Annotated in this window: 10 protein-coding genes and 1 pseudogene; 5 read left to right on the forward strand and 6 right to left on the reverse strand. The window is 68.0% G+C overall.

Annotation, left to right across the window (positions count from 1 at the left end):
* Positions 1-93 precede the first annotated feature (93 nt).
* Together ABZ951_RS27265 and ABZ951_RS27270 are read right to left on the reverse strand one after the other, a co-directional pair.
* Positions 94-908, reverse strand: a protein-coding gene (locus ABZ951_RS27265; protein WP_344084358.1) for an IS5 family transposase whose coding sequence is annotated in 2 segments (ribosomal slippage) — positions 94-566 and positions 566-908 — 816 coding nt in all. Because the reading frame shifts where the segments join, the coding sequence is not laid out codon by codon here.
* Between the two features lie 77 nt (positions 909-985).
* Positions 986-1,413, reverse strand: a pseudogene (locus ABZ951_RS27270) (transposase); the annotation flags it as partial.
* Between the two features lie 471 nt (positions 1,414-1,884).
* Between ABZ951_RS27270 and ABZ951_RS27275 the strand changes: the two are divergent.
* The 3 genes from ABZ951_RS27275 (at position 1,885) to ABZ951_RS27285 (ending at position 5,946) form a co-directional block, all read left to right on the forward strand.
* Positions 1,885-3,018 (forward strand): hypothetical protein, encoded by a 1,134-nt coding sequence (locus tag ABZ951_RS27275; protein ID WP_361280907.1) that lies wholly within the window; start codon positions 1,885-1,887, stop codon positions 3,016-3,018.
* A 556-nt stretch (positions 3,019-3,574) separates the two neighbouring features.
* Entirely contained in the window at positions 3,575-5,533 is a 1,959-nt protein-coding gene (locus tag ABZ951_RS27280) for a hypothetical protein (protein ID WP_344084352.1), read from the forward strand.
* Complete coding sequence (locus ABZ951_RS27285; RefSeq protein ID WP_344084349.1) at positions 5,533-5,946, forward strand: hypothetical protein; 414 nt, start codon at positions 5,533-5,535, stop codon at positions 5,944-5,946. The genes ABZ951_RS27280 and ABZ951_RS27285 overlap by 1 nt, the downstream gene beginning before the upstream one ends.
* A 220-nt stretch (positions 5,947-6,166) precedes the next feature.
* Here ABZ951_RS27285 and ABZ951_RS27290 read toward each other — a convergent pair whose 3' ends face one another.
* From ABZ951_RS27290 to ABZ951_RS27305, 4 genes are all read right to left on the reverse strand, one after another.
* Positions 6,167-7,015 (reverse strand): helix-turn-helix transcriptional regulator, encoded by an 849-nt coding sequence (locus ABZ951_RS27290; protein WP_344084346.1) that lies wholly within the window; start codon positions 7,013-7,015, stop codon positions 6,167-6,169.
* A 10-nt stretch (positions 7,016-7,025) separates the two neighbouring features.
* On the reverse strand, positions 7,026-7,307 hold the full coding sequence (locus ABZ951_RS27295; protein ID WP_344084343.1) for a hypothetical protein: 282 nt from the start codon (positions 7,305-7,307) through the stop codon (positions 7,026-7,028).
* A 615-nt stretch (positions 7,308-7,922) separates the two neighbouring features.
* On the reverse strand, positions 7,923-8,960 hold the full coding sequence (locus ABZ951_RS27300; RefSeq protein WP_344084340.1) for a hypothetical protein: 1,038 nt from the start codon (positions 8,958-8,960) through the stop codon (positions 7,923-7,925).
* 1,092 nt (positions 8,961-10,052) lie between these two features.
* Positions 10,053-10,973, reverse strand: a complete 921-nt coding sequence (locus tag ABZ951_RS27305; protein WP_344084337.1) for a hypothetical protein — start codon at positions 10,971-10,973, stop codon at positions 10,053-10,055.
* Between the two features lie 402 nt (positions 10,974-11,375).
* On the opposite strand from ABZ951_RS27305, the gene ABZ951_RS27310 reads away from it, so the two are divergent.
* Together ABZ951_RS27310 and ABZ951_RS27315 are read left to right on the forward strand one after the other, a co-directional pair.
* Entirely contained in the window at positions 11,376-11,900 is a 525-nt protein-coding gene (locus ABZ951_RS27310; protein WP_344084334.1) for a hypothetical protein, read from the forward strand.
* Between the two features lie 64 nt (positions 11,901-11,964).
* Entirely contained in the window at positions 11,965-12,759 is a 795-nt protein-coding gene (locus ABZ951_RS27315; protein WP_344084331.1) for a Fic family protein, read from the forward strand.
* Positions 12,760-13,867 lie beyond the last annotated feature (1,108 nt).

A 13,867-nucleotide genomic window follows, 5' to 3' on the forward strand; every position in this document is an offset into this window, starting at 1 on the left:
AGCGCGGTGCCTTTGATCCTGTTTAATCCGATACGCGCGCGAGAGGCCTCCGCTAGTGTGATGCGCCCGAATTCGTGGGCTTAAGACCGTGTCCTACATGGTCAGTTTGAGGAAGCGTTTGTAGCAGCAGATGGCTGCGGCAAGGCCGAGAAAGGCCAGGTAGTTGGTGGGTTGGTGTTCGTATCGGTGGTTGAGTCGGCGGTAGCCGGTCAGCCAGGACATCGTGCGTTCGATCACCCACCTTCGGCGGCCGAGCCGTTCGCTGGACTCGATGCCCTTGCGGGCGATCCGTACACCGATGCGCTTGCCCCAGAGCCAACGCAGCAGGTGAGGGACGTCGTACGCCTTGTCCGCGTGAAGTCGTTGCGGCTTGGAATCGGCTGCATGGGATTCGTGTCCCATGTGGAAATGGGCCAGCATCGGCTTCAGCGCGAGGCTGTCGTGGGTGTTGGAGGCCGAGAGCCCGACGCGTAGGGGCAGTCCATCCGCATCTGACAGGACGTGCATCTTGGAACCGGGCTTACCCCGGTCCACGGGGCTCGGGCCTGCAAGTTCGCCCCCTTTTTAGCCCGTACATGGGCGGAATCGAGCACGGCCCGTGAAAGGTCGACCAGACCCTGCTCGTCCAGGAGCTGCAGTACCTTCTGGTGCAGTCGGCCCCACAGGCCGGCCCTGGGCCACATGACAAACCGCCGGTGCACTGTCGACTTCGACGCGCCGAAACACGGCGGCAGAGCACGCCAGGCACAACCGCTGACCAGCACGTAGACCACCGCGGCGAAGACCGCCTCGTCATCAATGTTCGCAACCCCGCCGCCCTGCGGCCGCACACGCGCTGGCGGCAGCAACGGCCTGGCAAGCTCCCACAGCCCGTCCGGAACGATCCAACCCCACGGCCCACTCCCCATACCGGAACAACACCCAACTGACCATGTAGGACACGGTCTAAGAGGGCATCTGATCAACGTTCAGGTTGTTGTGGCGGTCATGTCCGTTTCGATTCGCCAGTTGGCGTGGATTCTCCCGTTAATTCGCGGGACATTTTGTTAGCCATCGCCCAGTGGATCATTGCCCGGGATCTCTGGGGCAGTGCTTCGTAGTCCCGGGCCAGGCGGCGGTGCTGCATCAGCCAGCCGAAGGTCCGCTCGATCACTTGCCGAGGTTTTCACGCTCTGCGCGTCGACCACGGCCGCGGTCGGCTCGGGACTGCGGCCGTGGGCCCGGCGGGCCTTGTCACGTAACAGGTCATGCACCTGCTCGGTGGTGCCGTCCGCTTCCCACTTCGCGTAGTAGTCGTAGACGGTTTTGTACGGTGGGAAGTTTGTACGGAGGGAAGTCATGAGGCAGGTACTCCCACGGAATGCCGGTGCGGTTGACGTACAGGATCACGTTGACGATCTCCCGCAAGTCATGCACCCGGGCCGCCGTGCCGGTGCAGTCGGAGATCATGCTCCGGCCGGTGCTGCGGGTGCCCTTGGTAGGTCTGGGATCGGCAGTGCTGAGGGCCCCGGGGGTGCGGCGGATCAGGAGCGTCCCGATGGTGCAGAGCTCCACGCAGACCACGCTTCTGGTGTTACTCCCGTAGCTTCTCCGCAGCTTGATTGTGGTTTTTCCGGCGAAGGCCGTGGGGGTGAAGGCCGTCGGCCGGAGCGCGCGTGCGCGGGCGAGGACCAGGCTGCCGACGGCGAGAGCACCGTTGCCGGGACCGGGTCGCCGGTGGCTGAGGGCGGCCCGCTTTGCGGGGAAAAGCCGGAGGAGTCCCCGGTCGATGGGCGTGACGGGCAGCGTGCTGCCGGGGCTGGAGCTGGTGGCCGGCTGAAGGCCGTGGGTGGTGGAAAGGCGCAGCAGCGGAGGGTGGGCCTTCCGGATGATCTTCGTCTGCGGGTGGCTCTGGAGCCGGTGGCCTGGCTCTGGGAGCGGCTGAGCGGCTGGCAGCAGGACCAGGTCGAGGCGGCCACGAAGACGGAGCTCGCGCACCTGGAGGGTCTGCTGGCGCTGCCGGGTGGCGCGCCGCGGCTGCTGGCCGACCGGCTCACCGGCCGGCTGGAGGAGACCGGCGGCGAGGCCCTGGTCACCGGCCCGTACGGGTGGCTGATCCGGCGGGGCCTGGTCCAGCGGCCGTCCTGCTCGGACCGGCGCTGCGACGACGGGACCCGGCTGGACACCGGCGGCGAGTGCGGGAACTGCGCCAACGTGATTTACCTGCGTCGTGCCCGCCGCGCCCGGATCGGTGCGGAGATCGACCGGGAGCTGCCTGGCCTGGGCGATGGCGAGCGGCGGCGCGTCCTCGAGGAGCGGTTGCGTGAGCAGACGGCCATCGAGGCGGAAGACCTCGTGTGGCGGCGTGAGCAGGCCCGGGCGGAGCAGGTCCGCCGCGATGCCGCCCGTGCGGCTGCCCGGGAGCGGGCGGAGCGCGAGCACCAGGAGGCGGCGGCCGCCGACGCGATGCGCCAGGCCATGCCGTGCGAGGACTGCGGGCAGGAGCGGTCGGCCGGGCTGTGCGAGCGCTGCGACCACCGCCGTCAGACCGAGTCCCTGATCGGTGAGGCCGGTCTCCTCGCAGCGGCCGGGTCCGCCGACCTGACCGACCCGGGCAGCGTCGCGTCTGTCGCCGCTCAGGCCCGGGCGGCCATCGGCGACAGCGTCGCCGCCGCATGGCGGGAGTTCCTGCAGATCACCGACGTAGCAGCCCTCGAGGCCGATCCGGAGGCGGCGCAGGACGCGTACGCCTTCGCCGCGCTCCAGACCGCGCAGCAGGCGGTTCAGGAATACCAGGACACCGCCCTGGTGATGCTGGGCAGGACCGAGGAAGCCGAAGCGGAGGCCCAGCGGGCGTACAAGACCGAGCAGGGCCGCCACTGGTTCAAGCACAACCCGCACGGCGCCGACGCTATCGCGGCCGCGACCAAAGCCGCCGACACGGCCCGCGAGCGCGTGGCCGAGTACCTGCTCGCGACACGGCTGGAGCAGCTGCGCGAGCAGGCCGCCGCCCGGGCCGAGACGGCCGTGGTTATCTAGGGCTCTGGGGCTTTTCTGCAGGTCAGGGATTGATCATTGCGTGAGTCACGTGAGACACGGTGTCGATGTGCTGATACGGCGGAGAGCGTTACACCCGTAACGGTTGGCATTCGCGCTCAAAGTTGCTGCGCCCCAGCGGAGCGGCAGTCGCGGTGGCCGGGCCGCACGTATGCGACCCCCACCCAGCCGCTGCCGGGCCGTCAGGCGAGATCATGTAGGGCACAACCAGTCAGGCCGGAGATTCCGTCAACTCCCGGGCTGCGCCCGGTGAATGGCTGTACGCTCTCGCCATCGCCGCCGCTGAGGGCGACCTGTGGTGCAGCCGGTGGACACCGCGGTATCCACCGGCCAGACCCGAGTACGCCGCTTGCACGTCACGGAACGGGTACCCGGATTCCGTCTGCAGGCCACCGAAGCGACGCCGGGTCAGCCCAGTGACGGACCGCGGTCTTCCCCGAGGCGGGCACGGGTGTGTTGCGCTCCGATGGCGCTCTGCTCGCGTACGCCGATCACCGGCCGCGAGCTACCTCGCGCTGGCCCATTCGATTGAGGCCCTTTGAGCACCATCGACATCCTGGATGACATCGACGGCGTCGAGGTCATCGACATCCGCTCCGGCGACCGCTCGACGCCGTTCGAGCACCGCGTCGAACCGGTCAGCAAGACCACCAAGGCGATCACTTTCCTCGAGAGCCACCGCGACGACGTCCAGATCTCCCCCGCCGCCGTCCGCCGGATCGCGTTCGGGGCGGTCGAGCCCGGACTCCTCGAAGGCGCCCGCCTGGAGCGCCACCGCGTCGAGACCGGCTGGCTGAACGTCATTACCTACCGTGCGTACACGCTGCTGTTGTCCCCTGCGATCGAGAACGACCGGCTCCTCGACGAGGCCCACTACGCGGCCGACCCGGACACCAGTGACCACCAGCGGGTCCTGTCGATGCCGACCGCGCATGACACTGACGCCACCCTCGTCTACGCCGACGCCATGGACGACCTCCTCGCCGCCATCGACCGGGCGTCCAAGCGCGTGAGGGAGAACAACCCGCAGGAAGTCGGCCGGCGCATCGTGGAGCGGCCCCTGACGGCCGTCCCCTCCACTTTCCTCAACCCCGGACACCACCCGGACGACGACCTGAATATCGTCGACGGCAACAGCCGCTGGGCGTCCTGCACCGCCGGCATCAAGGTCCCGGCCAGCTCGATCAGTCCGACCACCGCCAAGGACTCCGTCCATCTGCTCCCGTCCCACCTCATGCGGCTTTCCCTCGCTGAGCGGCGGGATCTCGTCCGGGAGATCGTCAAGAACGCCCACCGTGACATCAACGCCGCCACCGGCATGAGCAAGGCCACCCGTACCAAGCGCGACCAGGCCGCCAAGCTCCTCAACGCGATGACCGTCCCGGTTCAGGTCATCGTCGGCTATACCGACGACAACCCGGACATGGGCATGCGGCGCTTCCCCGTCGCGGTCCGCTCGCTGCTGATGCGCATGAACATCGGGGTGAAGCCGTTCGACGCGTCCTCGCAGAACGGCGTCACCGCCGAGGAGATCGTCACCGCCCTGTTCGACGCCGGCGAGCTCGGCGACAACGCCCAGGCCGTGAGGGGCGTCCTCCTCGGCCGCGCCGACGTCACCGACGCCATGAAGACCCTCGGACTCAACCCTGCCTTCCGCGACCTGCGGTTCACGTTCGTCGTCCAGCAGCTCACCCGCAAGGAGCCCCGGCTGAACGCAATCATGGCCGCAAAACTCGACAAGCGCCGCCTCCACGTCTCCCACCGCAGCGGCCCGATCGTCGAACTCGGCCTGCGCTCGTACTCCAGCCTCCCCAAGGAGACCATGGCCTCCGTGCGCACCGCTCTGGACACCGGCTGCCTGTGGCAGGCCCTCGCCGACCACGAGTGGGCCGTGGAGAACATCGACAACGACCAGGCCGTAGACAACCTCCTCGAGCGCGCCGACAACGACGACATCCCCGCCCGGCTGCTCCTCGGCGTGATCGCCATGGTCACCCTCGTCACCAGCGGCTACCTCCTCGCCCCCGGCGGGTCCGCCGAGCAGATCGTCGGCGGCATCAAGGTCATGCGCACCGGCGTCGGCACGGTCATCAAGACCATCCTCGACAAAAAGGAGGGCCGGCAGATACTCGCCGACGCGATCAAGCGGGCCCGGGCCGGCCTGTGCCCACGATGGTGGGCCGACGGCCGGCTCGTCGAGCGCGACGACTGGAAGGGCAGCGACTTCAACGCCCACCTGCGCCTCGCCGCCAACCACGGGTTCAACCCCGAGGGCTACCAGAACGACCCCACCGACACCGAACTCGAGGACAAAGCCCTCACGACCTTCCAGGCATCCCTCACCACGGCTGCCACCAACCTCGACGACCTGATCGACATGCGCAAGAAGAACGGCACCACCAACTGGCTCCCCTGGATCCTTGTCGAGCCCTCTTTCAAGCAGCTCAACTTCATGGGCAAGGACCTCGCCCGCATCTCCGAGGATGAGCCGCGGTGATGACCCACACCACCTGGGCCGGCGTCGTCGTCATCACCGACGCCCGGTACGCCATGCTCGCCCGGCTCGCCGGCCAATGGCTCGCCGAACCGCAGCCTGAGCCGATACCCATCGGCGCGGACTCCGGTTACGAGGACAAGGCCATCTATATTGCGGTCAACCACAACGGCAACGCCTGCTACTGCGGAAAGACCGCCCCCACCCGGGCCCTGAACCGGGGGGCCGCCGCGACCAGGCTCAGCCAGCACATCAACGGCAGCAAGTCGAAGCGGGACGAGTGGGTCGAGTACTGGGTGATCCCGCTGCGTGACGCCACCCCCGGCCACGTGGTCTCCGCCCTGGAGAGAACCGTGGCCGCCCGCCTCGGCATCCCGCTCGCGCACCGGACACGCATGCCGCGCCAGCACACCTGACCCCCGGCCTGGCCAGAACCACGGTCGGCACCGGAAACACACGTGGGCCCCCCGCACCGGAAGGACGGTGTCGGGGCCCACGTGCTGCGAGGGACAAAGCCGGGCTTGAGGACTCCGACGTTCCCCGCGGCTGGCCCGGCCCGGCCCGACCGGCCCCGGCCACACCACGCCCGGTGCAGAAGGTCCGGCCTCCCTGCGGAGGCCGGGCGCAGCGTTGCTCTTACGAGGTGTCGTTGTCCCCGCGGACAGCGAGGTTCCTGAGATAGCGGTCCGAAGCTCGTGGACGAGCCTGAGATCTGCCTCTCTTCAGTTGCATGGTGATCACCGTCGTGGGATGCTCTGTTCCATTCCTTTGCAGCAGGACTACATCGTGCTGGTCCGCGTCCGGAGGGACATGGGCACCAGGCGCTGAGACTCCCCGGGGCCTTCTTCGCCTTTCGTGACTTGCGGGACGCAATTCCAGGTAGTTCCTGAGAATCTGAAGCTCTTGCTGTTCTTCCTTCTCCAGCTTCCAGGCCCTGCTGTATGCCTCGATCCACTGCTCCTGTTCCGACTCCGGAACTTCACATGCCTTCAGGTACGCCATGAACTGGGCGGGGCTGTGGGGGACCGTTTGTTTATGCAGGATGCGGTGGGCCGTGCTGCGGGGCAGCGCACCGTAGCCGCCTGCTTCCCGTTCCATCATCCTCAGCGGCGGGGAGCCGGCCTGTTCGTACAGATGCAGCAGGGCGGCGCTCAGGTCAGCGAAGTCACGGACAAGTGCGGCAGGTGGGGCCTGGCGCGCCCGGGGACCGTGCCGGTCCCGGGCCTGCTTGAACCGTGCGCGTTTCCAGAGTATGCGTGCATGGTCGGGTGAAGCTTCGCATGCCCTGGCATAGGCGAGCACGACGCCCAGCTTGGGGACTGTCGCACCGGAAGCCGCCCGTTGCAGGGTGGTGGCATGGTAGCCAGCCCGGCCGGCGAGCTGGCGGTAGGTGAGATCAGCAAGTTCTCGCTGTTCGCGAAGCCATTCAGCCAGCCGGAGCAACTCGGCATTGCGCGTACTGACCGGGTTCTCCCGACGCCCCATCGAGCCGGTCTCACAGACCCTGAGCCGTCGAAGAGAGCATTGCCCTGGTGATGACGGCGACCGCGCGAGAGGGCCCTCGGGACACCAGGGCCACGACGGTGACCGCTACGAAAGCCGCCCCCGCCAGCAGAGCCAGCACGACGCCCAAGGGGAGCCGTGCCAGTGCGGCCAGTGCGGCCGCGGTGAGGACGATGACGATGATGACCGCGGCTTCCGCCCCGGTAAGACGGCGCGCGGAGCGGACGATGTCGTGGACGCAGGCTGCGCTGAGAGGGGTTGGGCGCTGAGACACGTGCGCGTACTCCTGACGAAGAGTGTCCGGCGGCACTCGACCGCCGGACACGGCTAACGGCTCCAACTGCTGTACGAACCACCAGCGGTTGGCGCCGCCGTTCGTGTGATTCGTCGAATCAATGGTGTCAGCCGTCCGGCCCAACAAGCGTCACGAGTGAGGGATTGATGCACCGCCGTCCCGCATGCACCCCCCAAGCAGATTTCTCCCTCAAATATCCCTGATGCGGCCACCGGCCGCCTGAGCTGCGACACCGTGTCATGCAACGTAAATGCAAGCTCTGTCATAGGCATGTGCTAAGAGGAATTTGATGCGTCGTTGCCCCAGTGCAGCTTGCGGTGCGTACGGTCGGCTGCGACGATCCCACGCGTGATTCGGTCCGCCGCAAGCGCTGGACCACGCCCTGGCTGCTAATGGCTCCAACCACTGCCGAACAGGGAACCGCAGGCTCGCGTTGGCGCGTGAGCGTGCCGAGAGCCGGAACCGTTCAAAGGTTCCGGCTTTTCTCGTCTCACAGCTGACTATGGCACCACCAGCGGCAGGTCTCGGCCCGTCCCCGTTCCCCCGGCGGTCCACGACCAGGATCGCGGCTCGTTCGCGGTTCGAGGGGATGGCTCAGACGGTCACCGTCTCGCTGATCTGCCGGTGATGCTGTGGGAGGGCGCGTTCCAGCCAGGGCTTCGGGGCGCCTGAGCTGACTAGCTTGGCGTGCACTGCGGTGTGGTCGCGGCCGCGGGCGGTGGAGCGGAAGCGGAAGCTGATACCGCCCCTGCGCTGGCCATGGGGTGCAAGTTCGATCCAGCAGATGCGTTCCCGCCCACCGTCGCAGTCACATGGCCGGCACTCGCAGTGCCGGTAATGGACGCGGAGCGGTAGTCCCCACGAAGGGTGGGTCAGGAGAGCGACGAGTTCGTCGTGGTCCAGGGCTACACCATGCTCGTACTTGAGCTCGAACTTCCAGTCCACGCCGTCGAACCAGTAGCGCAGGCAGAAGGGTGAGACGGCGGTGTGGAACAGGCCGATGCGGCGAAGGAGCCCGCTGCCCAGCCAGGCACTGTCAGCGAGAATGCTGTGCCAGTGGGGGTGCTCGGCGCGGTAGGAGGTCTCAGGCTCGCTGAGGCCGGCGGTGTTCCACAGCGGCGCGAGTTCGTTCTCCCGGCACCAGGAGCGGTGCTCGTCGAGCAAGGTGCGCCACAGGTCGGGAGTGGGACCGGTCAGTGTGGCGGAGGCGCTACTGCCGATCATGCCGAGGTGGAGGCCGTGCTCGTCAATGCTGAGCAGCCGCAGACCTGGGACGCCGCCTGGGCCCTCGGGGGTCTCCTCGGTGCCGATGTAGTGAGTGGGCAGGAGACCGGCCAGGCTGTGCAGGGGCAGGGGGCGGTCGGGCCGGCCGAGGTAGGGGTCCAGGCACACCGTGAGGTGGTCGGTCCGGGGATCGACCCACTGAATTCCTGCAGGGTGTGCGCAGTAGTCGAAGATGCCGTCGATGCGCTCGAACAGTGCGGCCTCCAGCAGAGCCTGCTCGTGGGTCACCTTCGCGATGGGAGAGGCCGGGCGGTTGGTACTGAGGAATTGGTGCTCGCTCTGGTGTCCTCGTCCGGTGCACCGTGAGCGGTAGCGGGCCTGCTGGGTGAGGATGCTGCCGTGACTCATCTGGCGTTCCTGGTTCCGCGTACCGTCCCCGACCTCCGGCACGCCCAGGGGAAGGCTGACGAGAGGGACTGCGCAAGTCGCGCTGGGGCGGGGCGTTGCTCCTTCTCCCCAATCAACGGCCGCCGGGTCGGGCGACGGCCAGGGGACGGCCTCCCACGAGGCCGTGGCGCCAGAATGCCAGGTCTGCTCCATATGCCGGCCACCGACACACGCCCTAGTCGAGCCGCTTGATCACGCCGGCGAGGACGGGTGCCGTGCCTTCCTCGTCGGATACGTGCATGACCTACAACAGACCCTCCGCCGTGATCCTGAACTCTCCGCCTCCGGCGCATCGCCTGACCAGCGTGGCGGCACGGCGCTTTAGCTCGCGAAGGAGTTCCTTCGCTTGACGGGGCGATACAGTCCGCTCGCCGGTGCGGAGCCTCACGTATGCCTCGAACGCGGTAGCACTGATGCGTACAGCGCCGTCGTGGGTGAGAGGGTCCTCGCGGATCAGGTGAAGCATGATTCGCCGTATCGCAGTGCGGCTCAGCAAGTGTCCCGGCGTGTCCAGTTCCTCCTGAGTCGGGATCCACTGGCGTCGAGGGCTTCGTGACACGACACCGCATTTCACCTGTGACCAGGTGCGTTCCCGGTGTGTGGTGTGGTACCCGATCACGGCCTGCCGGTCGGGCGACAGCAGTAGGAGATACCCGCTCGAGAACTGCAGGCGCCACAAGCCATCGCGTGCCTGCTCGACGTGGCCGGTGCGCAGCAGGCCCTCAAGGAGGCTGCGGATCTGCGTCTCGGCTTCTGACGCAGTCCCACCGTGTCGGCCCACGAACTGGTGGACCACCCGGCGCGTGACGTCAACCTCGTACGCCTCATCCGGTGCAAGCGGGGCTGGGGCTACCGTGCAGCCACGTTCGGAGGAGGCGCGCCCGAACCAGTACATCCCCGGCCGCCAGACCGGACTGTGGCGGCCTTCCGGCGTGGTGAAGCCATCGCAACGGCCGCACCATCGGTCCAGCCGGTCGGTGAAGTTCGTACATGGATCACCGTCAGCCGCGTAGCGGCCGCAGATGCGTGGTGCTCCCGGAGGCAGGTCTGGTCTCATGTGAAGGCTGCGCGGTTCTCTGCTTCGATGGCGCGGCGGTGGTCGTCGTCGGCGGTGCGGCCCCATTTGCCGTTCGAGTAGTGCACGAAAAGCCCGGTGGCAGGGTCGTGAAAGTGGATCCTGCATTCGCCGTGGCGGTGGTCGCACAGGCACGTGCACATCTTGTCGACGACGCTCCAGCCGGGGGCGACGGGGCCGGTGCCGAGGAGACGCATGAGGTCGGGGCAAGGCGGGCCGTCGGTTGTTTCCAGGCGGAAGGCGCCGCCGATGCTCCTCCAAGCGTCGGTGGAGTTCACCGGGCCGGGGCCGGCGGTCGCACGGATACGGCGCAGCAGGGGCGAGAAAAGACCTGCTGGTTCCATGGCGGAGGTCGACGGAGCGGTGTGGGCGTCGTGTTCTGCGGGGGTCCAGTCCGGCTGGTCCTGGAGCAGCTCGTAGTTGTCGTTCATCCGTGTGGCGATGCGTTCCCACCAGCGGGGGTTGAAGCCGGTGAGCACGATGCGGGCCGGAAGCCCGGGGTAATACAGGCAGATGGTGCTGCCTTCGCGGCGCCAGCGCAGGCCGGGCACGCCGCTGATGGCGTCGCGGGGGTCGGATGGGCTCTCGTAGCCGGTGCGTGGCAGGAGGTACTCCGTCCAGTGCCAGATGACGCAGGGCTCGTCAAGCAGCCGGAGCGTGAGCTGCTCTTCCTCGGGCCGGAGGCGGACGATGCCCAAGGGGTGGGCGGAGCGGCCGCCGAGTTTGCAGGTGTTGAGGAAGACCGCGGCCTCGAGCTGTGCCTGCTCCGGATGCCGGGCAGCGGGGATAGCGAGCGGCTCGGTGCGGCCGTTCAGGAGCGGGTGGAGCGCCTGGTGGGATTCGCCGGTGCTGCGCCGGCGGTCTTCGGTGGCAGCCAGGGCAGAGGAGGGGCGGGGCATGGTGGTCACTGTTTCCGCGCCGGACCGGCCCCCGGACGGTTGGCGCTTTCTGTGGTGCTGCTGCGGTGGGTGCGAGCAGGTGATCTTCTGGTCGGTTCTGGGCGAGGGAGCGTCGGGGGCTTTCTTCCTCGCGCGGCCGGGCGTCACGGGCCCGAGGAGATCCAAAGTCAGCTCATGGGTCCGGAGCAAGGCGCCACGGCGAGGACCGCCTCTTTCGGGGGACGGTCCTTTCCTCCTCCGGTTCCGTGGCCGCCGTTGGACGGGGGGCCGACCGGGGGTGCCCTTGCTGGGGGAGATGGGAGATCACGTGTCTGCGGGGCGATCGGGGCGGCACCGGATTCAGGGTGCCCATAGCCGGGTGGGGGCTAGCATGTGCGCCTCCCACCTGGAGGAGGGGCTTGGATGCAGCCTGAGTTCTGCCCGTTTCACCGCTGCGTTGACACCTGCGTGCCCGTGGCCCGCGTCCTGACCCAGGCCGGCCTTCTCGATCCAGCACCGAACGTACCGGTCGCTGCGGGGTCGGTCATGGGCATCCCTGCGGTGCCGGCCTTGGAGGTGACGCTCGCTCTGCTCGCCCATCGCATCAACCAGTGGGGGCGGGTGGTCATCGATCCCACCCTTCCGTACGTCGAGGTCGCTGCGGCGGACGAGCGGTCGATGCGCTACACCCTCCAGGCACTGTGGGAGGAGGGCAGCGCTGGCGTGCGGAGAATGATCGGCACCGGCGACTTGTGCGCGCCGCAGTGGTGGCGGGTCCGGGAGTCCCTTCACTCGGCCCATGCCGCTGCCGCGCGCACCACCTCTGATGACGGCCAGGACGACCGGGCGCTGTGGTGGTACATCGCGCTGCTGCACCTGGATCGCGCGCACGCGGTCTGGAAGCAGGGCATCGGACGCCCGCTCGTGCCGGGTGGCGGTCACACGTAGTGACCAGTTGGTCCAGATAGCTGGCCTGGGCGGCAGGGTCATGCCCAGCGGCTGAGCCTGCAAGATGCAGGGCCATCACCTCGACAAGCGGCCCGGCCGCTGGCGTGACGGCCCGGTCTACGTCACCAGCCCCGACGACCCGCTCGTTCCCGCCTACACCGCTCCGCCCTGCGAGGAGGTGCCCGGCCTGACGGCGGAACTGATCGACTGGCTGAACACCGGCGACCTCGATGCCCCCGTGCACGTCCGCGCCTCGATGGCACACCTGAACCTGGTGAACATCCACCCGTGGAAGGACGGCAACGGGCGCATGTCCCGCGCCGTGTCCACCCTGGTGTTCGCCCGCGAGGCCGGCCAGCTGCTGCCGCCGGAATTCTCCTCCATCGAGGAATGGCTGGGCCGCGCACAGAACACCTACGCCTACTACCGCGTCCTGCAGCAGGTCGGCGGCCCCAGCTGGACCCCCGGGCGCGACACCCACCGGTGGATCCGCTTCTGCCTGGAGGCCCACCACCGCCAGGCCCAGCAGGCCCAGCGCCGCACCGACCTGCTCTCCCGCGCCTGGATCCACCTCGGCGAGGCCGCCGAGCGCGACGGGCTGGACGAGCGCGTGGTCTACGCACTGCTGCCGGCCTTCTGGGGCTCGCGCGTACGCCGGACCGTCTACCAGGCGGATGCGGAACTGTCCGAGCAGCAGGCTATTCGCGACATCCGTGAACTGGTCCGCCTGGGCTGGCTCGAGCCCCAGGGCCAGGCCCGGTCCCGCTACTACGCTCCCGGCCCCCGCATGGGCCCGGCGCAGGAGCAGGTCCGCCAAGCCGTCGAACCGTACGCCGATCCCTACGCCCCCGGTAGCTGACCGGGCACGGCTTCACCTCATCAGGGCCTCCGCCCTGGTGCTCGACGGCGATCATCGCAGCACCGGTGCGGAGAGGCCGCGTCCCGGGTGCACGGGCGTCCGTGGGAGTGCCGGTGTTGCGTAAATCTGGTTACAGCAGTCCTCCGGGCGGCAGTGCCCACTCGGTGAGCTGTCCGCGCTGCGCCGAGCCCGTGCAGAGCGTGCCGGGCGAACCGTCCCCGCGCTGTCACCCGCTCCTGTGGAGGCCGCCGGGTACAACAGGCCGGTCTGCGCGGTGGTCGGCTCCGGGGGCCACGACGCGCAGGAGTACGCCCTGGTCGACGGCGTCTACGCACGCGCCGGTCGACGCGACCAGTCCAGCCAACACGGCCATCGCGGCCGCCAAGGAGACCGGCTACTTCTTCCAGCCCCGGCCCATCTCCCTCTTCTGAACCCATGGCAGCAGGGCCCGGCGGGAGATCCGCCGGGCCCAGCCTCTTGTCGTACGCCCTTCGGCCCGAGAGAGTCGTCATCGTCGGGTGGAAGGAAGTCCAGTGGCTGACCTGTCGGCCGTGCCACCTTGCGGAGGTGCCCCGCTGCAACGGGGCCTCCTGTTGTTCTGCGGTGCGTGTCCGGACCGTTGGACCTGCGCCTCTCTTGTACGCGTGCACACGTGTCCGCGGACCCGTGTGCCCACGCGCACGTGGGAACGAGTCCAAGAATGGGGGGGATAGTGAGTCCCGGCAAGGAGATGTAGGCAGACGGTTTCCTCTGCCCAGGCCAGACTCCGTGTGACCTGCGCTTATGTAGCCAGATGAGGCCGATTCGAGGGTTTTTCAATCCGATGGCGAATCATCTTTTGAACAATTCCTTTCCGGTCGTTAAATAACAGGCCGGTGCTTTATTTACAGCTTGCCTCCAATGGGAACTGAAACGGCATTGTCAGGCGTAAGCCTGGGTAACGTGGGCTTCGCTGTCGTCTGTGGCTGCAACCACCGGCGTGAAGTCCTGTGCCCTGCAAGGCACTTGAGCACCTAGTGTCCTGAGTCGGAGATTCGTCGTTGGTCTGGTGTGAGTCGTCCTGGACCGAAGATCCCGCCGGTGGTGCTGTCCGATGCCGAGCGGGCGA

This window comes from Streptomyces sp. NPDC046215 (assembly GCF_040646215.1).
GTDB lineage: Bacteria > Actinomycetota > Actinomycetes > Streptomycetales > Streptomycetaceae > Streptomyces > Streptomyces stramineus.

Bases quoted from the DNA above. Each gene is read 5' to 3' on its own strand.
- ABZ951_RS27285 (WP_344084349.1), top strand. From the start codon at position 5,533: ATGACCCACACCACCTGGGCCGGCGTCGTCGTCATCACCGACGCCCGG.
- ABZ951_RS27290 (WP_344084346.1), bottom strand. From the start codon at position 7,015: ATGGGGCGTCGGGAGAACCCGGTCAGTACGCGCAATGCCGAGTTGCTC.
- ABZ951_RS27300 (WP_344084340.1), bottom strand. From the start codon at position 8,960: ATGAGTCACGGCAGCATCCTCACCCAGCAGGCCCGCTACCGCTCACGG.
- ABZ951_RS27305 (WP_344084337.1), bottom strand. From the start codon at position 10,973: ATGCCCCGCCCCTCCTCTGCCCTGGCTGCCACCGAAGACCGCCGGCGC.
- ABZ951_RS27310 (WP_344084334.1), top strand. From the start codon at position 11,376: ATGCAGCCTGAGTTCTGCCCGTTTCACCGCTGCGTTGACACCTGCGTG.
- ABZ951_RS27315 (WP_344084331.1), top strand. From the start codon at position 11,965: ATGCAGGGCCATCACCTCGACAAGCGGCCCGGCCGCTGGCGTGACGGC.